Source organism: Rhodococcus sp. T7 (assembly GCF_009872365.1).
GTDB lineage: Bacteria > Actinomycetota > Actinomycetes > Mycobacteriales > Mycobacteriaceae > Rhodococcus_F.
Map to the genome: position 1 here is coordinate 11,530 of NZ_WXYH01000001.1, position 20,842 is coordinate 32,371.

Consider the following 20,842-nt stretch of genomic DNA (forward strand, 5'->3'; position numbering starts at 1 on the left):
TCCTGGCGTTCGTGGTGTCACTTGCGACACCACGGAACCGTCGAGAACGTGCCAGACGACGATCCTTGACCGGGACCTCGTTGACGACGATCGGTGCGTTGACTCATCTCGACGCTCCGTCCTCGGAAAGTCAGTGAGAACAGCCCTTGCCTCATGCAAGCTGACAGAGTGACCGATCAGCACGAGAAGTGGCGTCCACCAACACACCTGCCAGTGCTGGTGACGGATTCGTCGATCGAGGACGGCGAGACACCACAACCGGAAATCGGGACGATCGGCGAGTTTCCGTTGCTGTTCCACGAGTTACCCACGGATCCGGCTGATCCGTCGATCGTCACGCTTCGCGCCTCGGCCGAACCTCTGCACTCGGGCAAACCCACCCGCCAGCAACCCAGAACCGATGAGCAGTGGTGGGATTGGGCTGTGCTGTTGCGTGGTGCCGGGTGGACGGCCACCTGGTACACCCGCCGTCCGGTACTCGGTCAGGTCGAAGTCACGGGGCGACTGATCGGTGACCTCGCGTACGCCACCACAGGGCGGATCCGCGGGCGGATCACGCGGGTGCGGGTGGCCGCCGACCGGTACCACCGAGATCCCGACATCCCGCACTCGCCGTGGAAGCAGATACCCGGAACCCGCCACTACCGCGAGGTCACCACCGCACCGCGTTTCTTCGCCGGTGGCACGCGAACCACCGACCCCGCCGCCCCCAACGACGGCATTCGTGAGGTGGGGGTGCTGGTCGATCTGGACCTGACCGACGTCTCACCACCGCCATTGCGCCCCAGTATCGTCCCCGGCGCCGTGTCGGCACACGGCACCGACCTGTGGGTTGTCGACCGCGAATTGCCCCTGGTCGTCCGTGTCGACTCCGACCGCCAGGTCACCGAATACACGATTACCGGGCAGATCTTCGACAACCCTCCGGCAATCCGGACCCGGCGCGTGTGGGCGCACGCGGGAGGGTGCTGGGTCGGCGGCTGGGACGGGATCTACCACTGCAGCCTGGACGGCACCGTGGGCAAGGTCAGCGATGCGCCGATCCGCGACGGCGCCGCCCACGGCGAGGTCCTGCTCGCCGTCGCGGTGCCGAGCCGTAACGCCGCCGAGCTGTTGCTGGTCCGACCGGATCAGGAGCCGGTATCGAGCAGTGCCAGCGGGTGGGGCGACCTCGAGTCGATGTGCACCGTCGATGATGGGTTTTTGCTGCTGTTCCGCCAGCGTGATCCCAGCACCGGTGCCCTGGGCGTGACCCGGCTGGTCCGGGTCGACGTGCATGGCATCGCGACCCTGGGGCCGCCGCTGAACACAGCGGTGCACTCGTACCGGCCGTTTCTGGCCGGCACACCACCGACCGTCTTCGACGGCACCAATGCCTATCGTGTGCTCGACGATCTCACTGTCGTCGACGCAGTTGCGCTGCCCGTCCGGGTGCTGGGCGGTGGGCAGATCGGGGATGTGATGTGGATCGTCGGGCATCCCCCCGACGGCACGGGCCGTGGAGGGTGGTGGCCGCTCACCGGGCGTCCTACCTACACAGCCGAGCACCAATACTGGCTGTTCACTCTTCTTGATGCTCACACCCGAGAGCCGATCTCGAGCACACCGATCCGCAGCTCTCAGCCGGACGTCACCATCGACAGTGCCGGCACAGTATGGGTCACCGCCACTGCCAGGGGGCTGCATGCCATCCCGGATCGAACCATGACCGAGCCGGTGTCACTCGATGTCGCCGACCTGCTCGATCGATCACGAACCCATAGATAGTCTCAATGTCGGCGGCATCCGGCAGGCCGCAGGCCGCCCCCGCCCTTGGCTACAGCCGGTGAGGGATCCCGTTCCGGGACGTGCGTCGCCTGCAGCCGGGCATGCGCTCGGCGCCGATCTCGTCCGGTGGAGGTTCGCTTATCGGAGCCTGCGGGGTGGATATTCCATAGGCTCTGAACATGGCACGCGAAGCGGTTTTCGACCCAACCGATCGGGATGTGTTCAATGAGCAACGCCAGCGCTTCGACTGGAGTTTGCTACAGAACGGCACTGTGTTCCGGTACGACACTCGCTTCCAGCTCGATAGTGCCTGTGACCGCCTGTCCGGCCTCGGCTACCTGGTACACCGGATTGATGCGCACGCGTGGACGTCGGTGGAGGACATGTTCGACGCCTTCTCAGAGGCAATGGGATACCAGCGCAACTACGGTGGCAGCATCGCCGCCTTCGATGACGTGTTCGCCGACGTCGGCACGTTCGATTTCGGCAGCGATCCCAACGCCACCGGAACTGTCCTGGCAGTCGCAGGGTACGACACCCTGGTCACCCTCGACGGACACACCGCACGGGCCATCTTGAATGTGTTCGCCCGCCAGGCTCGGCTGGCCGGGCTGTACGGGCACCCCATGTTGTGCCTGGTCGAATCCACCGCTACCGACTTCGGACCAGTCGGCGGAACGAAAGTACTTCTCGGCAGTGTCTGGGACTTCCCACCGGACCCACCGCAGCCATTCCACGACACGGACCTCATCGAATTCGTCGTACGGTTCTTCAGCTCTGAGTCTGAGCTGGCCGGCCACCTGGAGATGCTCCGGACCGCGATCACCGACACCCTCGTCGCCGTGGGCCGGTGGGAGATGCTGCCTCCCGAGTTAGCCCCCGAACGGATCTCACCGCCACCGGAACACCGACGCGACGAGCTGACCGACAACGGAAAACGGCAACTCTGGGAGGTTTCCATCGGAGTTCGCGGTGACGGTGATTTCAGCATCGTGGGCGAGGAAATCTATGACCGGGCGCGCCATTCCGGCATCGTTTTCGGTGGCACCGAATCGACGATGTACCCGCCGGACCAGAAGTATCGCGAACCATTCCTCTCCAGATATCCGACACTGGGATGAGATGGCAGAGAATTAGCAACACAGCGTGCCCCAGGCCGAGTTCCACTTCCAGCAACATGCACGCCTGTGAACGCCTAGCCGATCGGATTTCTCCGCGGGAGGTGATCCTGCTTATCAATCGATAACCGCTACCCGATCCTCTGCGGGAGAGCTATCGCGGACTCTGACCGTCGCGGTATTCTTCAGCGCAAGGTAGCCCCGCGCCCGATGGCGTCGTCCATCGGTTCGTCGAGTGCGTGGGGTGTGACGATGCTCGCCGAAACGGCTAATCGCACTCTTGCTGTGTTCGTCCCTGGATGGGTTCTCGATGACAACTCGCTCGCACCACCCGCTCGCGGTGACGTCGTCGAAGTCGTGCTGACCTTCCACCCCACCGGCCACAAGCCCTCACCATATGGGCAAACCGTGCGGGCAACCGTCCGGCCGGTGTACGGGAACACCCCCTACAGCGACCCGGAGGGTGGACTGCGGTGGCCGCTCGAGGCGATCGGTGACGGATGGTCCGCCGAATGGTTGTCCGACCGGCCCCTGGCGGGACGAGTCGAACTCACCGGAAGACTCGTCGTCGGTATCTCCTGGACGGGGTCCGACAATCCCGTACTGGTTCGCGGCAGGGTTCGACGGGTCCAGCTTGTCGAACAGCGCATCGAACACACCGGCAGTGGATTGCGCGCCGTGGACGGAACCGAGAGACTGACCGAGGTCGAGTCCACCCCGCACCGCTTCTGGTCTAACTGGGAGACGCCCTCGACCGAGGACCACTATCAGGAGACTGGAGTGCTAGTCGACCTGGACCTCGACGACGCACCGGCCACCAAGGTGGAGTTCGTCGCCGGCGCGGTTTCCGTCGACGGACCCGACGTGTGGGTGATGGATCGGTCGAATCCTGTCCTGCTGCATATTGATACGGGGTCGACATCGCCGCGAATCCTCGAGTTTCTGTTGCCGCTGACGATCGAGCCGCCGACCGACCAGTGGACCCGCAAGGTCCACGCCGACCGCGACGGGTGCTGGATCACCTCCCGACACGAGGTGTTCCGGTGCGATCGTGCCGGGGACGGGACGTTGACCGTTGAACGTGTCTGTGCCGAAGGCGGTAGCAGTGTCGTCGTCGACGGGCGACTGTTCCTTGTCGGCTCGATGTATCCGGTGCTGCGCGTTGACCGCCGATACGGTTTGGTGCGCGTCGATCCCGATGCTCACCCGGTGCGGGTGCTCGATGACAAGCGGCAGTTGATCCCGGTCGATGATCCGGCAACCGTTGCCCGGGTGACGGCTCAGACGCGACGTGCCGACAAGGCGCGCAGCGGGGACGACACCGAATGGGTTGCCGGCGGCGAACTCACCGCGCAGTCTCCGGACGGCACCCGCCGGCGAGTCGATCTCGATGCGCGTACTCGTGGCACGGTGCAGTGGATTCAGCCGGATCCGTACGCCGATCCAGCAATCGCGGACATCATGGCGAGAATCTCGGTGCCGATGCCGCGTCCGCGGCTGCCGGACGAGACGACGGACCCGTGACCCTGTTCTCTACGCTCTTTCGGGGATCGTCGAGCGGCACGATGTCTTCGACTTCAGAACTGCGTTGGTGGCTTGTCCGGTCTCAGGTCGACCAGCACTCCGAGATCTACGACGCATCGGTTGCCGTCCGGATCGGACGAGATCGGCCTTGGAGGTTCTTCTACCCTTTGGCGGTATTCGATGTCGCTGAGCAACGCGGTGCCGGGGATCACGCTCCAGCGGGTGCGCCGGTCGGGTCCTACATCGGTCCTTTGCGAATGCACTGTGACCTTCTGCAGCCGTGTGATGACGCCGGTGGTGGCAGGGGCGTCGATGGGTGTATCCAGCCCCGGCGTGGCAGCGATGAAAGGCCCGCGGAGTTCTACGTATGCGGGAACGGGTAGCGCGGAGACGAAGAAGACCTGGAGGGGTCCGTTGTGGAGAACCGCCGGCGCGGTGGTGTCTTCTCCGCCGCTCGGGGCAGTGGAGGCACCTACTGTCTCGCGGATCGAGCGCCAGTTGGGCCAAGGCTGCTCAACCGCTCCGGAGTATGACAGCGGCTGCTGGGGCTGCAGGTGTTGCAGCAGTTCATCTGATTGCGCCAGCACCACTCGTGTGGATTCCCCGACGGGCACAATGCTGTTCCCGTCACCGATCAACCAGCTGTACTCGACGTATTGGATGCGTGCAGGCAGAGCATGATTCAATCGCGGCGGCTCGTGTGCCATGACGTCGACGATGCCACACATGAGATCGGACGTATTCGTGCGATCTACACAGCAATCCAGCACCCGAAGCGGATCGGCTAGCGGCGCGGCGGGCGGAGATTGGCGGCGTAGAACTCGATGCTGGTCGTTTTGAGTCCAAACTCGGGGTAAGCCACCGTGACCTGGACGATGCTCTTTGTGGGTACCGGACTGAGAAAGTAGTGCGCTCGCGTTTCAATCACACCCAGGTCGCGGACACGGCCGCGGGAGTCGCCGCCACCAGATAGCCAGGGTTCGTTCCGATCATCGGGAAAGTCATCCTGCCGGAACGAGTTGGATAGCACTGCGCCGCCGAAGTAGCCGTGCTCGCCAAGAGTTGGTGATACCGCGAGGACCAGCCGGATCCTGGTTTTGTGAGCCTTGTCCGGCCTGATCCTGTAACCGAGATTGATTGTCTCGGTGTCGAACGAGATGCCGGCGGTGGGGTCGGGGTCCGGTTCGCGGGCCACCAGGTCAAAGCCCACCCCGTTCTCGTAAACCTTCACTCTGGTGAACCGGAGGTCGAGGCCGTTGTTGGTTCTGAATGGGATGGACAACTTCGGTTCGTGAAGGACTGGATCGTCGTCCACTGTTGTCAGGAAGGCGTCGGGTCGTTTCCGAAATTCGGGTACTACGCGGCGCCCAGGCGGCCGCTGCGCACGCATCTCGCGTTGTTCCTGTTCCTCGCGTTCCAGTTCACGCTCGAGTTCTTTGTCCGGGATGGATTCGCCGGCCAATCGCAAGATCCGGGCACTCCACTTCAAGTGGGCAGTCCACCCCGGTGGCGGGTCGCCGACATAGGCAAAGTTGAATCGCTTCTCGGACATGCCACCGATACTTGCATGCGCTAACCGGTGAACGCCGCAGATGCTGCCAACGTCCGGGGTGCCCCACTAGCCGAACCCGCACCGGGACGAAGCGGCATCCCAGCGCAGGTCGAGGGCAGTCCGGCCTCGTTCCGTAAGTGGATCCCCTTGCGGTGTCTCGCAAGGGCGGTAGCCGAGTACGAACATTCCTGATGCACCGATTGGCGAGACGCCGTGGGAACCGAGCCGGTCCCGGATGCACGCCTTGGCAGTAGTTGCCCAGGGGTTGTGGCGGGCCCGGTTTAGGTCGTTAGTACTGCGAAGTGTCATCGGTGAGTGCCAGAATGGCGGCATGGAGGGGTTCAGAGAGTTTGCGCACGAGGTGATCTCCGCTTTGCGGCCGGTGCTGCCTGCCGAGACGCTCGATCATGTGAGTTTCGCGATCGAAGACGGCCGGATTCATCATGCGGTGATTGAGGCCGTGGGTGGTGCGGCTAAGCATCGTGTCCTGGTTCCAGTTCCGATCGTCGAAATGGTGCATGCTCGCGCCACGGACGGGGTGTCTTTCGGTCAGAAGGACGCATGGGCACTCAAGCGCTTATTGCGGAAAGTCCGTACCGACACGGACGCGTAGCGGCGAGGTGTCGGCACCGGTCAAGGCATCGAGTCGATCCGGTGGATGGGACGAAGCCAACCGGAAGGGTGACCGTGGCAACGGAGCCGAGATTTAGTTGGCGCGGGCCAATCGGGGTAACTGACGTTCCCCGTTGGGAGCCGGCGTGATGCTTACTCCGGCGATCACGCCGACCTCGCTGCGCTCCCGTTGGTGCACCCGTCGGATCGATTCTGGCACGTACTGATTGGACTCCAACGAAACCGTCGAGGAGACCGGGTGACACTCAACCGCTTTTCACACGTCTTGTCGTACCTGCGTGAATGGCGCGGACGGATGTTCATCGCGACGGCCGTGACCATCGTGGCCACCGCCCTCGGGCTCGCGCAACCACTTGTCGCGGGTCGGATCGTCAACAACATCTCGTCCTCGTCGCCGGTGCTGCTCCCCGCACTCGTCCTCGTTGCGATCTTCCTCGCCCAAAGCGCCTTGGAGTCGGTCGGCCGATACCTGCTCGAGCGAGTCGGTGAGCAACTGGTCCTCGCGATCCGCGAACGATTCGCCAGGCACATCCTGGGGCTGCGCATTGAGCACCTGAGTACGGCGCGGGTCGGGGATCTTCTCTCCCAGGTCTCGAACGACGTCTCCCTGCTCAGCCAGATACCGAAGAACCTCGTCGAAATCGGCACCGGCATCCTTGCCGTCACCGTCGCGGCCGCCGTGATGTGCTATCTCGACCCGCTGCTCTTCGTGGTCGCCCTCATCGTCACCACGATCGCGTTCGGCGGAGCCAGTCTCGCGCTGTCTCGTATCCAGGAAGCCGCGAAAGACAAACAGATGGCCGTGGGTGAGCTCTCGTCCAACCTCGAACGCGCCATCTCGGCCATCCGCACGATCCGCATCTTCCGATCGGAGGCGCGCGAAGAAGCGGCGATCACCGCGGGCGCGCACAAGGCCTACGACGCCGGCCTCAGATCCGCCGGCCTCACCGCCCTCGCCACCCCGATCATTCGCCTGTCCACCTCGGGTTCGTTCCTGCTGATCCTGCTGATCGGCAGTGTCCGTGTCGCGAACGGTTCACTGCAGCTGGGGACCCTGGTGACGATGTTCCTCTTCACGATGTACGCGCTCTTCCCACTGTCGAACCTGTTCCAAGGAGTCATCTCCATCCGGATGGCCCTCGGCTCGTTCGAACGCGTCCAGGCCACCCTTGCCCTCGACGCCGAAGAGGACCCCGCCCTCGTTGTGCCGGCGCAGACACCGCCCAACTGCGGGTCGGATGATTCGTCGTCGCCGACGCTCGAGTTCGACCACGTGTCTTTCGCGTATGGCGACCGGACTGTCGTGAAGGACGTCTCGTTCACCGTCGGGTATCGGACGACGACAGCGATCGTGGGACCCTCGGGGGCGGGAAAGACCACACTGTTGTCGCTGATCGGCAAGTTTTACGAGCCCACCACGGGGGCGATCCGGCTCGGCGGGCAGGACTACCGCCGCCTCACCATGCAGGAGGTTCGGTCGGCCTTCGCGATTGTCGAACAAGACGCACCGGTCCTGCACGGCACGGTCAGAGACAATCTGCTGATCGGGAACCCGGAGGCTACAGGGGAACAGCTCTGGGCGGCGCTCGAGGCCGCGAATTTGAAGGACCACGTGAGCCAGCTGCCGGGCGGTCTGGATGCACCGGTGGGTGATCGCGGCGGTGCGATTTCCGGGGGCGAGAGGCAGCGAATCGCGGTCGCCCGGGCACTGTTGTCCGACTGCCCGATCGTGCTTCTGGACGAGCCCACCTCGAACCTCGACACGCAAAACGAAAAGCTGCTCGTGGACGCGCTCTCCGCATTGCGTGAGCGAAAAAGCCTGGTCATTATTGCGCACCGGCTGTCGACGGTGATTTCGGCAGACGAGATCATCGTTCTCGCCGACGGCGAGATCGCAGCACAAGGGCCGCACTCCGCACTGGTGAACAGTTCTGATCTGTACCGGTCACTGGTGGATCATGACCTCAAGCCCTCCGAATCTGTCGATCTGAGTGGTAAATAGCCCGTGAGCGTGCTCATCGATTGTCGGTCAGGACTTGCGGGTGGGCCACCGGCCCGACGGACTGGAAGGCAGCGGGTTGATTGTGTCGCTGTCCCAGGTGACTCTCTGATCGGGTGTCACGGGCAGCGCTTCGAGGTCGCCGGCAGCGACAACGGCATTTACGCAATCGCGCGATGCTCCCACATACGTCGTCATGAGGTCGATGTCCGTCGCCACACACCATGCCCGATCATCAGGCCACCACAGATGCGGGCTCATCCCGTCCGGGAACCACTTATTGGCCCCGAACCGGATATCAGCCAGATCAATTCCTCCCGAGAACAGGGCCATCCTGCGGTTGGGCATGGGCAGCCACGAGTAGTTCGACGGAACGGTGAGGAATCCGGATCCTTCCCAGTGGGCGAACCAGCACAGCTCCGGTGTGGACGTGAACCGTCGAAGAATGTCGGCCAGCGCGCGTGTTGTTCGCGCGGGTAACGAGCCGGTGACCGGGGCGTCGTGCCACAGACCCTCCTGTTCGCTGGTGTGCCAGCTACCCACGATGGATCCCCATTCCATGACGGGGTGCGCGATGGTGCCGTTGGCCGCGGCGACGGCTGCCCAACGCACAGGCTCGTCGTCAAGGGTGGTCGCGGGGTGGAAGATCCGGGCGTACGCGGGAAACACTGGTGGCACTAGGGCGGCGACAGTGTGGTCGAAGTTGTGCACGTGTTCGACGATCCAGGTGCCGGCGGTGGTATCGGCTGCCAGTCGGAGGCCGCGCTCGGCCCAGTCCTGGCTATCAGTCGTTTCGGGATCCCAGGCCATGGTCCTACTGCACCACATCGCGAAGATCCGGGTACTGACAGCCACGTACGAGACTGAGCGATAACCGATCGCTCTCAGGTCATGGGGTGGCGGTGACACTCGAGATCGCATAGGTGGTGTCACCGGCTGGGGATCCGACGATCGATTCCAGCCACGGCAACTCGATGGGGTCTCGGAGAGCGTTTCCGGTGAGCAGGTCGTACTGGGAGAACACAGGGCGGCCCTTGTAGTTGACGGCGGTGACAACGGAGCCGCTCACCGAGCTTACGGTGGCGTCGGCACCCTCGGGAATTGTCCATTCATGGGTTACCGTCGGCGATCCCGCAACGGGAACCGACAGCACGTCTGCGTCCTCGTTGAGCCAGAACAACCGGTCGCCCATCACCGCCATGGTTCCGCGAATGGCACCACCGCGAGCCTCGGGCATCACCAGTGGCGTTTCGATTCGCGATCCGTCGACGACATCGATCGTCGCCAGGGTCATAGCAGGACCGACGGTCTCATCCATTCCGTAACGGTAGGTGCCGTAGAGGGCGAGGATCGATTGTCCGTCTGGCGAGCAGACCGATGTGCGTGAGGCGGGCCTGTAATCGCTCGGGCTGTCCCATTCGCCTCGCACCACCAGCTCTCCTCCGGGCGGCAGTTCGTACAGCCGATTCGGGATGGGAGCATCAACAGCCTGCCAGTTGTCGACGACCGCGAAGTGACGGTCACCGCAGTAGGCCGTCGTGCGGACCATGCCGGGAACGGAACCCTGCAGAATCCAGTGTTCGGCACTGACGGACACGTAGTTGTTCGAGCGGCCGCTGTTGAACCAGATCGTGGTGGCGCCGCTGTCCGGGTTATTCGAGATCGACGCAACGGTGTGCTCGGTGATCGGGGTATCGATGCGGGCGGTGTCGGTCAATGTGGTCACTGCCCGGGAGGAGGCGGTGACCACGTTGTGGTGTGAGGCCACGACCTGGTTGCCGTCGACGCGTCCGTTTTCCATACGGCCGACGACGTTTCCGCTTTCGTCGAAGACGAACACCAGGGTCCGACCACCTGATGATTCGACGGTGAGGCCGCCGAGGGACACGGCTCCTACGGCATTCGCGGGCAGCGTTTCGATGTTCGCACCCGGATACTGCGGTGCTGTGCTGCAAGAGGCAGCAGCCATAATTACCGCGGCCAACGCCATAATGCGGGCCACACCACCACCTCTCGACGATGCCTGCAACCCGTACGGATCACTCCTGCAATCGGCCTCAACCATCCGCTCACAGTGCCATATGCACTCGGGGAACCAGGAGAACCGATCAACGATCGCTCACCGGTCATCGATCGCTGCCTCCTGCAAGGGCAGTTGGCTCGACCCTCATATGGGCTGACGGACGAAGCCAAGCTGTGCTCGGAACGGCCCATTCGGCGACTCCGACGTAGGGGCCGGACTGACAGTGGGTATAGCCGCTGGGATCTTCTCCGGTGTAGGGCACTTGCGATATCAGCGGCTCGGCGCAGAGCAGTCCACTAAGCGATACGTGGACCGCGTCCCACTCCTGGGCGATCGACGGCCAATCGGGAAACACGGTCCCTTCGTGCTCGCGGGGATGTGCCTTCAGCAGCGCCTCCCATGCAAGCGCCGAATCGACCCGCGCGATCCGCGCCTTCGCCGGGTCGAAATGAACGTCGTAGCGCAGCGGACTGCGCTCTGCGTCGTGTTCGCCATGGAGCAGCCAGGCATCGTTTCCGCAAGCAAACTTCGTCGCCGTCCAGAAGGCGCCGTCCGGTAAAGCGCTGGGTCGGTGGCGGTTAGCGACGCTTAGCGTGCGGAACTCGGTGAGGTTGCCGTGATGACTTTGTGGGGAGAGCAGAGTTTCGCGGCTGGGTGAGCACAGTGCGGCCGCGACGGCCTCGCTCATCTCCACGATGTCGGGGTCGGAGGCGTCGAGGTCGATGACGTCCTTGAAGTCGCCGCCGTACAGATACATGTGAAGGACCATCGCCACGCGGCCCGAGTAGTCCTCGGTGTCGATCGAGTCGGCGTACTGCCCAGCGGAGGAGAACTCCGGGTGCAGTGCGCGCCACTCTCCCCACCAATCGATCAACATGCGGCCGGGGAACGTGTCCAGGAGGTTGACCGCAAGATCAGACGTCATGGCCATAGTGTCGCAGCGCTCGCTGTCAGCGGACCGCCCATCGGAGCCCGGATGACGATCGCTGACCGGTGACCGGTGACCGGTGACATGCTTCGTCGGTGGGCATCATGTGACCAAAAGGTTCGACAGCGCGCGATAATTCGATAATGAGGAGGTCGGATTCCGAAGAGAACCAGTCAGACCCAGGTCTGGTTCAACTCGGCTCCCTCGAAGTCGATCCGGCGACGCTCGAAGGACCCGGTTCGTCGCTGTGGGACCTGATCAGTGGCCGCAAGCTCACCCTGCGCTCTCCCGACGACCTGCTCGATCTCCCCCGTCAGGGATGGCGACCGATCTTCCCCAGCTGGGAGTTCATCGACAACCCGCGAGACGTCTTCGCCGCGCCACACCCCCACCGGCGAAATGCGTGGGTGTTGGTGTTCCTGCACTGGATCGGAGAAGCCTGGACCGTCAGCACCGATCCCGGCCCGGTCCCGATGCGGCGGCCCTGCGCAGCCCGGCGGGCGGGGCTGGAACTGCGGTGGCCAGCCGAGCAGACCGCCACGGTTGGCACACAGCCGAACTTGTCGATCGATCTGCTCAATACCGCCGACCACCTTTGGATGAACGACGTCGGCGATCACATGACTGTCCACGGGTGGGTGCTCGGACCGGACGACGAACGGCTGGGAACCGGCGTGCTGTTCTTCACCCACGCACCTCCGCTGCCCGACCTCGCGCCGGGCGGCCGCATGTCCCTCCAGGTGAACCTCGCATCGGACATCGAGGATTTTGCGGCTGGACGCTACCGGGTCGTAGCCGAACTGCTCGACCTTCAGTTGCAGTCACCTCCGGGCATCCTCGTCCTGACGGAACCCGACATCCCCTGATGACCGGCTTAGTTCGGCATGGGGATGATGTGGCGACGCAGATCATCCGGGTCAGGGAGTGTGAGTTCGACTGTGGTGGGGGAAAGCCCGACCTGTGGCCAGGCGACGAGATATCGCAGAAGGGTGGAGCGCGGAAGTTCAGTCGTGGTGTACAAGAATTCGCGCCGGAACACGCCGGGCTTCGACCTTGCAGCGGTGCTGCGGCGGGGAAAGGGTTGCTCGGTCGAGTCATCGGCGGCACTGAACCGGAAGGCCACCCCGAAGACCGGTTGGGGGTTCGGGCGTCCGGTGACCGGGTCGATCTCGGCCGGCGCCCTGTACTGGCGTTCGGGACGTCGGCATGCGCGCCCGTGGCGACGACCACCACGGCGATTTCCAGCCCACCCTTGTACGCGATGATCGTGCGTAGCCCGACCTGCAGGCCAGGGCTACGCGCCAGGACGGCGGGTCCGTGCGCGATGGCGCCGAGGTCGGATGTTTCCGGTGGAAGCATGCCTATGTGCCACGACATGGCTCTCCCGATGTGGACGTAGCTCCACGGCGGTACATACCCGAAAACCAGCTCAAAGACGCGACACCGACCCGGATAGGCATGGTCAGGACGTTAGCCTCATCGACGCCATCACCGCCGTGAAACAAGGCAGACCAGTGTTCCTCGACAAGGCGACCCGTCCCATGACGGATCCGGTTGCGGTTCCCCGTCGAGAGCTCAGTGTCGGCACGAGTCACCGCGAACTGTCGGGCACCGGAAACGTCAGATCCGATTAGCGGGCGCATGTGAAGATGCGTTCATGAGTACTGGGGATCACGACGAGCCCGCAGGCGACAGTCGACCGACGGCTGAGGGTGGGCCGTTCACGTTGACTGTCGATGGCGAGGTTTTCACGGTGAGGCTACGTCCAGAGGAACCAGGCGCCTGCGATTATGACTGGGAATCCGGACCGAACAAGGGGTACGGGTTCTCCAGCTTTCAACGCGTAGCCTATTCCAGCATTCAGGACCGAGCGAACGCTCCATCCACGTTCCAGCCGAACACAATTGACGAGCATCGCGAGTCGATCCGCGACTTCCTCGGTCAGATCAATCCTGAGACTGGCTACCTCGGCGACTAAGACTCTCCCGCGCGGCACACAGGTGCCGGGTTGAGACCGTTCGCCGAGTCCGCTTCCGGAAACCCCGCTCGGAGCCTCATGGCATCACTGTCAGCTTCATTGACCGCGAGGTCTGACAGTCTGGTAAGTATTGAGAATGATCCTCAGCGACTCGCCGAAAGGCGCATGAGCGGCAGCAACGAGGCCTCGACCCGACACACGGGGTCGACGAGAGCGTTTCGGGCGGGCCCATTGGCCGGCCATGGTTCGGTGTTGTGGCTACTCGATGTCGGGCGCCCTGTTCTCGTGCGCCGAGCAGGAGACGGCTCGACCAGCACGCACACCGTGCCGGGGGCGATTCGCCGCTCGGGGATCGTGGGTTACACACCACGCCGGCTTCACGCCGACGGCTCCGGTTGCTGGGTCGTGGGGGCCGACGGGATCGCACACTGCGACCACGCCGGTACCGTCACGATCGTCGACTCCGCCCCCGTCTCGGCGTCGGCCTCGGCACTGACGGACGGCGTGCTGGCCACCGCGGCACCGACATATCGGGCCACAAGCAGTTCCGTGGTGCTGCGGACGTTGAGCGGGGGCGTGTATGCCACCGTTGATGTGCCGGCGGACATCGAGGCGGTCAGCCCGGGTGCGGGCGGCTTCCTCCTGTTCATGCGCACCGGAGCCCAGGGCACGATAGTCGCGCAGAATCAGCGTGGGCCGTGGTGCGCGCGAGTTCGCCTCGACGGTGCACTCGAACTCGGAACGGCCTGGCCACGCCCGTTCTGGAACTCCGGTGACACCACGCTGGTGGATGTGGGGTCGCCACTGGCCGTCGGCCGGTCGGAAACGCGCGGGCAGCTACTCGACGAGGAACTGCGCCCCATCGCCTCGGTACCATTCACCTCGGCATTCCCGCCGTGGACGACCGACTCGGGGACCTGGCTGGTGATGCGATCGAGGGCATTGGCACACCAGCTGCAAGACCCCGCCTTTGCAGCCGGTTACGACGGAGCGTATGTCGGTGTTCGATCGCGACGGACGGCCACGCCTGTGGCAAGGCGCCCCCACCCTGATGGAATCGATACACCTCGACATCCTGGAGTCCGGAGGTGTACGCCGTCTCCGGGAGAAGGAACCGGGCCCCTTCGGGTGGATCTGGGTTTAATGGCTGGAACCGAACTGAGAGCCAGCCCGAAAAGAGCGGGCGTCAAACCAACGCTTGCTCAGCCGTCCGTGAGGGATCGATCACTGGGACACCATGGATGCGTAGCGAAACGGTTGGGCGGTGCGTTTAGTTTTTGTCCTCGTACAGTTCGGCTGCGGTGTCGATGGTCAGGCCGGAGCCGAAGTGTGGTCCGCCGCCGACGTTGTAGATCCCGGCGACGCGCTTCGGGTAGGAGCCGGCGGCGATGATCGCCTCGGACCAGGCGTCGAGGTGGTCGAGGAGTTCGTCCAGGTCGTCGTCGAGCGCGTCCAGGAGCGGCCGTTCGAGTTCGTCCGTGCGGACCTCGATCTCCTCCCGGAATGCCCGGCCGGCCTCGGTGAGCTGTTCGTCGCCGGTCATCAGGCCCCGCGTGGTGAGTCGGTCGACGCCGGCGTCCATGTCGGCGGCGGCCCAGCCGCGGGAGGGGGTGTAGGAGCGGGCAGGTTGCCCCCACCACTGTTCGGTGAGCAGCAGGATCTCCACCGGGTCAGCGCCGCCGACCGCCCAGGAGATGACGTGGCTGTCGCCGCGGTGCTCGCGGACGAGGTCGGCGGCGCGCCACAGCGCGCCCATCGGGTGGTCGGGGAACCCGAGCGAACAGAGTCCGCTGTAGATCGGCCGGCCCGCCCAGGGTGCGGCGTCGGCGGCGCGGCGGAGCAGGGCGGTGACCCGGTCGAGGCCGTCGGGCTGCTCGCCGAGGACCCGGGTCAGCATCGCGGTCGCGGCCTGTTCCCGGGCGGTGAGGATTTTCTCTCGGCTGGTGATCGGCCAGCCAGCCGCGACGGCGGGCACGAGGACCTTGGGGTTGAAGCAACCGAAGGCGGCGGCGACGACCTCGCCGGGGACCTGGCCCAGGCAGGCGCCGCGGCTGGCGAAGTACGCATTCAGGTCCGGACGGGCGACGCCGTCCTGGGCGGTGGGGCTGCCACCGAACCCGAGAGCGGCGTACGCCTGGTGTGCTTCCGGGGCGAAATACACCCCGGCGGCGATCGGCTCCACCGCGTTGCGGAGCCGGCGGGCCCTTTCCTGGAAATCGGTGGTCATCGCAACGTTCCCTAGTCCTCGGTGTCCCGCAGTGGCGGTGGCGGTGGCGGTGGCGGTGGCGGTGGCGGTGGCGTGTGCGCCCCCCGTCCAGCCTGGTCCTGATTGTGGGGTGACGGCCTCACCCGCGGCGGGTGAGGCGCGGGCGGCGACCGTCGGAGCAGTCTGTGGAAGGGACAGTGGTGCGGAGGCGCAAGCAGAGCGCTCCGGGCCGACACGCAAAGTTGGTGCATGAGCAGGCGAGGGTCGGTCGGCTGTGGGTGCGAGGGGGTGGTCAGCGCCCCATCGAGACCGTTACGCGGCGAGTGGGTGCCGAACTCCACCTCCGCTGACGGGATGGTTGCGCTCGATTTCCTCCTGTATGGGTGATCCCGACTCGGTGTTGTGCGTGATTCGCTGAATTCAGGGGAGCGGGCCCGATCACCACCAGTTCGGAGCGGCGCCGCACGTCCGGTCCTCGACCGCAGGAAGGAAGAGCTGATGGGCATTATCGCGGATCCGATTCCGGGGGGCGATACCCTGCCGTTCCCACCGACTCCGTCGGGAAGTATCGCCGGCCGCACCATGGCGGAGTCGGTGTACAACCCCCGCCCGAAGGAGCGGCGCCTGCCGTCCGATGCACCGAACATCCTCGTCGTTCTCATCGACGACGCCGGACCCGGGCTGCCGAGTGGTCTCGGCGGTGAGGTGAACACTCCGACGCTCGACGCGATGGTGCAGGAGGGCATCGGATACAACCGATTCCATACCACCGCAATGTGTTCGCCGACCCGCGCATCGCTGCTGACCGGCCGCAACCACCACCGTGTCGGGAACGGGCAGATCGCCGAGCTGGCCAACGACTGGGATGGCTACTCCGGCCACATTCCGGAGTCGAGCGCGACGGGAGCTGAGGTGCTGCGCCACTACGGCTACAGCACCGCCGCCTTCGGTAAATGGCACAACACCCCCGCCGAGGAGACCACTGCGGCCGGTCCGTTCGACAACTGGCCCACTGGTCTCGGCTTCGACTACTTCTACGGCTTCCTCGCCGGCGAGGCATCCCAGTACGAGCCGAACCTGGTCCGCAACACCACCGTGGTGCTGCCATCGAAAACCCCTGAGCAGGGTTATCACCTCAGTGAAGACCTCGCCGACGACGCCATCGGCTGGCTTCGCACGCACAAGGCGTTCGACGCCGACAAGCCGTTCTTCATGTACTGGGCCAGCGGCTGCTTGCACGGACCACACCACATCATGAAGCCGTGGGCTGACAAGTACGCCGGGAAGTTCGACGACGGCTGGGACGCCTACCGGGAGCGGGTATTCACCCGCGCCAAGGAGACGGGCTGGATCCCACCCGAGGCGGAGCTGACCGACCGCGACCCCACCATGGCCGCCTGGGACGACATTCCCGAGGACGAGAAACCGTTCCAGCGCCGGCTGATGGAGGTCGCCGCCGGATATGCCGAGCACTGCGACGTCCAGGTCGGTCGGCTGTTCGACGAACTGGACCGGCTCGGGTACCGGGACAACACCCTGATCCTGTACATCTGGGGCGACAACGGTTCCTCAGGGGAGGGCCAGAACGGCACCATCAGCGAACTACTCGCCCAGAACGGAATCCCGTCCACCCCAGCGCAGCACATCGCGGCGCTCGACGAGCTCGGCGGACTCGATGTCCTAGGGTCCCCGAAGACCGACAACATGTACCACGCCGGCTGGGCGTGGGCGGGCAGCACACCGTACAAGGGGATGAAGCTGCTGGCCTCGCACCTCGGCGGCACCCGCAACCCGATGCTGATCCGGTGGCCGGCCAAGATCACCCCCGACCCCACACCACGCACCCAGTTCCTGCACTGCAACGACCTGATCCCCACCTTCTACGACCTGATCGGGATCACCCCGCCGCGGACGGTGAACGGGATACCGCAGGACCCGATCGACGGCGCCAGCTTCGCGCCGACCTTCCTCGACCGCAACGCGGCCGCGGGCAAGCTCACCCAGTACTTCGAGATCATGGGCAGCCGGGCGATCTACCACGACGGGTGGATGGCCTCGGCGTTCGGGCCGCGGGCACCGTGGTTGCCGGGCACGCCCGGCGGCATCCGCGACTGGAGCCCCGACGACGACACCTGGGAGCTCTACCACCTCGACGAGGACTGGACCCAGAACCGCGACCTCGCACAGCAACATCCGGACAAACTCGCGCAGCTACGGGAGCTGTTCGCGATCGAGGCCGCGAAGAACAATGCGCTCCCGATCGGTGGTGGCCTCTGGGTGATCGCACTGCACCCCGAGCAGCGGATCACCACCCCCTACACGAGCTGGGAGTTCTCCGGCGACATCACCCGGATGCCCGAATTCTGCGCTCCCGGACTGGGCAACAAGAACAACCGCGTGACGATCGATTTGACCGTCCCCGACAACGCCACCGGAGTGCTGTACGCGCTCGGTGGTGCCGGCGGCGGGCTGACCTGTTTCGTCGACGACGGCCACCTCTGCTACGAATACAACCTGTTCATCATTCAACGCACCAAGATCCGCTCGGCAACCCCGATTCCGCCGGGTAGACGCACCATCGAGGTGATCACCGAGTACGCCGAACCCCGGCCCGGGGGCCCGCTCAAGGTGCGGATGTGCATTGATGGGCAGGAAGTGGGCCAGAGCACCGTGCCCGTCAGCGCACCCCTGCTGTTCACCGCGAACGACTGCCTCGACATCGGCACCTGCCTCGGCTCCCCGGTTTCCCTCGACTACTACGACCGTGCCCCGTTCCCGTTCACCGGCACCATCGACAAGGTGGTGGTCGAATACACCTGAAGCCCCAGGGGCGCGCTCCCGTAAGGCGAACCCGCCCCGGCACGTCCCGAAAGCTGCCCGTTGACCGAGACTCGCTGACCAGCGCCGTTCCGGTAGCCCCGTCCGGTGATGATTTTGCTTTCGGGGTGTCAATCGGGACACGTCGAATGAAGCGAGGGTGGACCCTATGGAGTCCATCCTCGCTTCGTGTCGGTACGACAGCTGGGGTCAGATCAGCCGGTTCATGCTCACCGGCCGGTCATCGTCCGCTCGGCGGACTTACCACGTCTGGCCCGGCCCTTGCGGGCCTTGGGGTGGCTGCCGTCCCCGGTGACCGCCTCGACCGGGTGCCGGGCTTGGTCGAGGTCGGCGCGCATGCGGGTGGCGACTTCTTCTTCTGCGAGGCCGGCGGCTCTCATCTGGTCGGCGTCGTCGCCGCGTCGTTCGGCGGAGTCGTAGTCGTGTTCGGCCACCGAGCACAGCGAATCACCGCCAGGTGCCTGCGGTTCGACGTCTTCGCCGTTCGTCTCGTTGCGTTCAGTCTCGTCGGATCGTTCGGCATCTACCCGCTCGGCTTCGTCGAGAATCTCACTGGCCGTCATGGTGTCGGAGCGGGCGCGGCCGCGTTCGTCGGCGGCGCGGGCTTGCCGGTTCTCCGCATCGCGGAGCAGGGAGTCGACGATCTTCTCGTCCGCGCCCGGAGCGTTCACGTCGATGCCATACCGCTTGGCGGTTTCGGTGCGGATCCGCTCGGCGGCTTCCGCTGCGACGTGGGAGTGTTCCTGCCACGCTTGGGCGTGCTGCCACTGGTCGGCGATCTCGCCGGGCTGTGCGCGGTTCCACCATTGGTCATCAAATGAGGCACGCAGATACGCTTCGATGCCTGCACGGTCGGTCTCGAGTCGTTGTGCGAGTTCACGGGTGCGTTCGGTGGATTCGCGGCGCGCCTGCTCGAGGTCACGCTCACGGTTGCGAGCCATTTTCTCGGCGATGCGCGAGGCCAGTTGCAGTGCGACCCGCATCATGCCGTTGATTTCCCGGCTTGCCGAGTCGACTTCGGGGCCTTCGGACATGTGGTTCTCCTTACGGTGGTCGAACGATTCGGGGGTTAACGCCCTAGGTCGGTGTCACGCCGTCGTATAGGCGGGTTACGCGCGTCGTCGTTGCTCAGCGAGGTCTGTGCTGTCGGTGTGGACTGGGGCGGGTAGGGGTAGTCGAGGACGTGCGCTGGCGGGCTGCTTGCTTGCAGCTGGTCGATGAGCGGGGGGATCGCCGAATCACTGGAACGGTCACGGGTTATGGCCGTGTCGATGCCGGTCGTGTTGCTCACGGACGATGCGACCGGTTCGCCCCCGTGCATGTCGAGGTGGGCCCTTGTGATCTTGGCCTGGTCGGCGGCGGCGAAGAGAGCCTCCCGTTGTTGAGGTGTGAGGGCGGGGTCTTTGGCGAGGTCATCGACGAGGTCGAGCATCAGTTCCGAACGTCCGTAGAGCAGTTCCATGTTCAGGTCGAGGTCCAGGTTCGGGTCTGTGCGGGCGGCGGTCTCGATTTGGGCTTCGCTGTGCCCGGCCTCGCGGGCCCGGTCTTTCGCGCGGTCGACCTCGCCGGCGAGGTGCCGTTCGAAGGACTCATGCTGTCCGATCTGGGGGGTGTGGACGTTGTGGGCGGACCAGGCGACGTCGCGTAGTTCCGGCGAGAGTGGTTGGTGGACGGGTGAGTGCGGGTTCCTGAGTTCGGAGAGGATCTCGTTGGCATGAATGGTGAGGATCTCCCATGCGCGGGAGTATGAGGACCGCTGTTCGTCGAGCTCAGGGTGGACGTCGTCGATATGTCGAGGGCCAGCCGCGAAGATCACCTGGGTCGCTGCGGTGTCGTCGCGGGTGAGGGACACGTCGACCTGGGATGCGCCGTCGGACCGCGCCGTGCGGACGGCGTCGTAGAGGGCTTCGTACGCGGCGGCCTGCGAGGTGTGCTGGGTGGTGGAGGTGCCATGCGGCAGCCCATGTGTGCCGTTGTTGCGGTAATAGTGGCAGGTGGCGGTGTAAATGCCGTCGTCGTCGTGCATTCCCATGCCGGTTTCCTTTCGCTGGTGCCTAGAGGTTCCGGGTGTCCGGGAACATCCCGGCAGGTGCCGGGTCGGTCGGCAACGGCGCGATGGCGTTGTCCGCGGAGTGATGGCCGTGCGCGGCACTGCACTTGCTGAACGGGCCGTCCGAGGCCATCAGCACCGACATGTGGTGGTCGGCGTGGTCGCGCCACCACACGCTCATTCCGGTGGTGGGGTCGCGGCGGAAGTGTTCCCAGGTGCGCCAGAG

18 protein-coding genes are annotated in these 20,842 nt (G+C 64.9%); 8 read left to right on the forward strand and 10 right to left on the reverse strand.

Annotated features, from left to right (window positions below):
• Window positions 1–168 precede the first annotated feature (168 nt).
• The 3 genes from MLGJGCBP_RS00080 to MLGJGCBP_RS00090 all read left to right on the forward strand — a co-directional run bounded on the left by MLGJGCBP_RS00080 (window position 169) and on the right by MLGJGCBP_RS00090 (window position 4,409).
• Window positions 169–1,767 (forward strand): hypothetical protein, encoded by a 1,599-nt coding sequence (locus MLGJGCBP_RS00080; protein WP_160093610.1) that lies wholly within the window; start codon window positions 169–171, stop codon window positions 1,765–1,767.
• A gap of 179 nt (window positions 1,768–1,946) precedes the next feature.
• The gene (locus MLGJGCBP_RS00085) at window positions 1,947–2,888 is read left to right on the forward strand and encodes a barstar family protein (protein WP_160093611.1); all 942 of its coding nucleotides are present in this window, start codon (window positions 1,947–1,949) and stop codon (window positions 2,886–2,888) included.
• A gap of 207 nt (window positions 2,889–3,095) precedes the next feature.
• The gene (locus tag MLGJGCBP_RS00090) at window positions 3,096–4,409 is read left to right on the forward strand and encodes a hypothetical protein (RefSeq protein WP_160093612.1); all 1,314 of its coding nucleotides are present in this window, start codon (window positions 3,096–3,098) and stop codon (window positions 4,407–4,409) included.
• Window positions 4,410–4,462: 53 nt separating this feature from the next.
• On the opposite strand, the gene MLGJGCBP_RS00095 is transcribed toward MLGJGCBP_RS00090, so the two are convergent.
• Together MLGJGCBP_RS00095 and MLGJGCBP_RS00100 are read right to left on the reverse strand one after the other, a co-directional pair.
• Window positions 4,463–5,137 (reverse strand): hypothetical protein, encoded by a 675-nt coding sequence (locus MLGJGCBP_RS00095; RefSeq protein WP_160093613.1) that lies wholly within the window; start codon window positions 5,135–5,137, stop codon window positions 4,463–4,465.
• Window positions 5,138–5,193: 56 nt separating this feature from the next.
• On the reverse strand, window positions 5,194–5,961 hold the full coding sequence (locus MLGJGCBP_RS00100; protein ID WP_160093614.1) for a hypothetical protein: 768 nt from the start codon (window positions 5,959–5,961) through the stop codon (window positions 5,194–5,196).
• A gap of 331 nt (window positions 5,962–6,292) precedes the next feature.
• On the opposite strand from MLGJGCBP_RS00100, the gene MLGJGCBP_RS00105 reads away from it, so the two are divergent.
• Both MLGJGCBP_RS00105 and MLGJGCBP_RS00110 read left to right on the forward strand, forming a co-directional pair.
• Window positions 6,293–6,574 carry a hypothetical protein gene (locus tag MLGJGCBP_RS00105; protein WP_160093615.1) on the forward strand — a complete coding sequence of 94 codons (282 nt, stop codon included), beginning with the start codon at window positions 6,293–6,295 and terminating at the stop codon, window positions 6,572–6,574.
• Between the two features lie 258 nt (window positions 6,575–6,832).
• A complete protein-coding gene (locus MLGJGCBP_RS00110; protein ID WP_160093616.1) occupies window positions 6,833–8,596 on the forward strand; it encodes an ABC transporter ATP-binding protein in 1,764 nt (587 codons plus the stop codon).
• Between the two features lie 27 nt (window positions 8,597–8,623).
• Here MLGJGCBP_RS00110 and MLGJGCBP_RS00115 read toward each other — a convergent pair whose 3' ends face one another.
• The 3 genes from MLGJGCBP_RS00115 to MLGJGCBP_RS00125 form a co-directional block, all read right to left on the reverse strand.
• Window positions 8,624–9,403 (reverse strand): hypothetical protein, encoded by a 780-nt coding sequence (locus MLGJGCBP_RS00115; protein ID WP_236580845.1) that lies wholly within the window; start codon window positions 9,401–9,403, stop codon window positions 8,624–8,626.
• 79 nt (window positions 9,404–9,482) lie between these two features.
• Complete coding sequence (locus MLGJGCBP_RS00120; protein WP_160093617.1) at window positions 9,483–10,595, reverse strand: hypothetical protein; 1,113 nt, start codon at window positions 10,593–10,595, stop codon at window positions 9,483–9,485.
• Window positions 10,596–10,719: 124 nt separating this feature from the next.
• Window positions 10,720–11,541, reverse strand: coding sequence for a hypothetical protein (locus MLGJGCBP_RS00125; protein WP_236580846.1), 822 nt, complete (start codon window positions 11,539–11,541; stop codon window positions 10,720–10,722).
• Window positions 11,542–11,687: 146 nt separating this feature from the next.
• Between MLGJGCBP_RS00125 and MLGJGCBP_RS00130 the strand changes: the two genes are divergently transcribed.
• Window positions 11,688–12,410 carry a hypothetical protein gene (locus tag MLGJGCBP_RS00130; RefSeq protein ID WP_160093619.1) on the forward strand — a complete coding sequence of 241 codons (723 nt, stop codon included), beginning with the start codon at window positions 11,688–11,690 and terminating at the stop codon, window positions 12,408–12,410.
• Window positions 12,411–13,201: 791 nt separating this feature from the next.
• Window positions 13,202–13,522 carry a hypothetical protein gene (locus tag MLGJGCBP_RS00135; protein ID WP_160093620.1) on the forward strand — a complete coding sequence of 107 codons (321 nt, stop codon included), beginning with the start codon at window positions 13,202–13,204 and terminating at the stop codon, window positions 13,520–13,522.
• Between the two features lie 377 nt (window positions 13,523–13,899).
• Here the strand turns inward: MLGJGCBP_RS00135 and MLGJGCBP_RS00140 are convergent, their stop codons facing one another.
• Window positions 13,900–14,172: a hypothetical protein gene (locus MLGJGCBP_RS00140; protein WP_160093621.1), complete on the reverse strand. Its 273-nt coding sequence runs from the start codon at window positions 14,170–14,172 to the stop codon at window positions 13,900–13,902.
• 620 nt (window positions 14,173–14,792) lie between these two features.
• Window positions 14,793–15,749: an SCO6745 family protein gene (locus MLGJGCBP_RS00145; protein WP_201452910.1), complete on the reverse strand. Its 957-nt coding sequence runs from the start codon at window positions 15,747–15,749 to the stop codon at window positions 14,793–14,795.
• Between the two features lie 477 nt (window positions 15,750–16,226).
• On the opposite strand from MLGJGCBP_RS00145, the gene MLGJGCBP_RS00150 reads away from it, so the two are divergent.
• The gene (locus tag MLGJGCBP_RS00150) at window positions 16,227–18,548 is read left to right on the forward strand and encodes an arylsulfatase (RefSeq protein ID WP_160093622.1); all 2,322 of its coding nucleotides are present in this window, start codon (window positions 16,227–16,229) and stop codon (window positions 18,546–18,548) included.
• 227 nt (window positions 18,549–18,775) lie between these two features.
• Here the strand turns inward: MLGJGCBP_RS00150 and MLGJGCBP_RS00155 are convergent, their stop codons facing one another.
• From MLGJGCBP_RS00155 to MLGJGCBP_RS00165, 3 genes are all read right to left on the reverse strand, one after another.
• Window positions 18,776–19,600 carry a hypothetical protein gene (locus MLGJGCBP_RS00155; protein ID WP_160093623.1) on the reverse strand — a complete coding sequence of 275 codons (825 nt, stop codon included), beginning with the start codon at window positions 19,598–19,600 and terminating at the stop codon, window positions 18,776–18,778.
• Window positions 19,601–19,635: 35 nt separating this feature from the next.
• The gene (locus MLGJGCBP_RS00160) at window positions 19,636–20,598 is read right to left on the reverse strand and encodes a hypothetical protein (protein ID WP_160093624.1); all 963 of its coding nucleotides are present in this window, start codon (window positions 20,596–20,598) and stop codon (window positions 19,636–19,638) included.
• A 22-nt stretch (window positions 20,599–20,620) separates the two neighbouring features.
• Window positions 20,621–20,842: DUF4913 domain-containing protein (locus tag MLGJGCBP_RS00165; protein ID WP_160093625.1), on the reverse strand; the 222-nt coding region annotated here is incomplete at its 5' end.

What these genes read in the sequence shown, in the direction of transcription:
- MLGJGCBP_RS00130 (WP_160093619.1), top strand. Translation starts at nt 11,688, where the DNA reads ATGAGGAGGTCGGATTCCGAAGAGAACCAGTCAGACCCAGGTCTGGTT.
- MLGJGCBP_RS00150 (WP_160093622.1), top strand. Translation starts at nt 16,227, where the DNA reads ATGGGCATTATCGCGGATCCGATTCCGGGGGGCGATACCCTGCCGTTC.
- MLGJGCBP_RS00090 (WP_160093612.1), top strand. Translation starts at nt 3,096, where the DNA reads ATGGCGTCGTCCATCGGTTCGTCGAGTGCGTGGGGTGTGACGATGCTC.
- MLGJGCBP_RS00125 (WP_236580846.1), bottom strand. Translation starts at nt 11,541, where the DNA reads ATGACGTCTGATCTTGCGGTCAACCTCCTGGACACGTTCCCCGGCCGC.
- MLGJGCBP_RS00085 (WP_160093611.1), top strand. Translation starts at nt 1,947, where the DNA reads ATGGCACGCGAAGCGGTTTTCGACCCAACCGATCGGGATGTGTTCAAT.
- MLGJGCBP_RS00135 (WP_160093620.1), top strand. Translation starts at nt 13,202, where the DNA reads ATGAGTACTGGGGATCACGACGAGCCCGCAGGCGACAGTCGACCGACG.
- MLGJGCBP_RS00105 (WP_160093615.1), top strand. Translation starts at nt 6,293, where the DNA reads ATGGAGGGGTTCAGAGAGTTTGCGCACGAGGTGATCTCCGCTTTGCGG.
- MLGJGCBP_RS00145 (WP_201452910.1), bottom strand. Translation starts at nt 15,749, where the DNA reads ATGACCACCGATTTCCAGGAAAGGGCCCGCCGGCTCCGCAACGCGGTG.
- MLGJGCBP_RS00160 (WP_160093624.1), bottom strand. Translation starts at nt 20,598, where the DNA reads ATGGGAATGCACGACGACGACGGCATTTACACCGCCACCTGCCACTAT.
- MLGJGCBP_RS00095 (WP_160093613.1), bottom strand. Translation starts at nt 5,137, where the DNA reads ATGTGTGGCATCGTCGACGTCATGGCACACGAGCCGCCGCGATTGAAT.
- MLGJGCBP_RS00155 (WP_160093623.1), bottom strand. Translation starts at nt 19,600, where the DNA reads ATGTCCGAAGGCCCCGAAGTCGACTCGGCAAGCCGGGAAATCAACGGC.
- MLGJGCBP_RS00100 (WP_160093614.1), bottom strand. Translation starts at nt 5,961, where the DNA reads ATGTCCGAGAAGCGATTCAACTTTGCCTATGTCGGCGACCCGCCACCG.
- MLGJGCBP_RS00140 (WP_160093621.1), bottom strand. Translation starts at nt 14,172, where the DNA reads ATGAACAGGAGGAAGCCGCCCGCACCCGGGCTGACCGCCTCGATGTCC.
- MLGJGCBP_RS00115 (WP_236580845.1), bottom strand. Translation starts at nt 9,403, where the DNA reads ATGGCCTGGGATCCCGAAACGACTGATAGCCAGGACTGGGCCGAGCGC.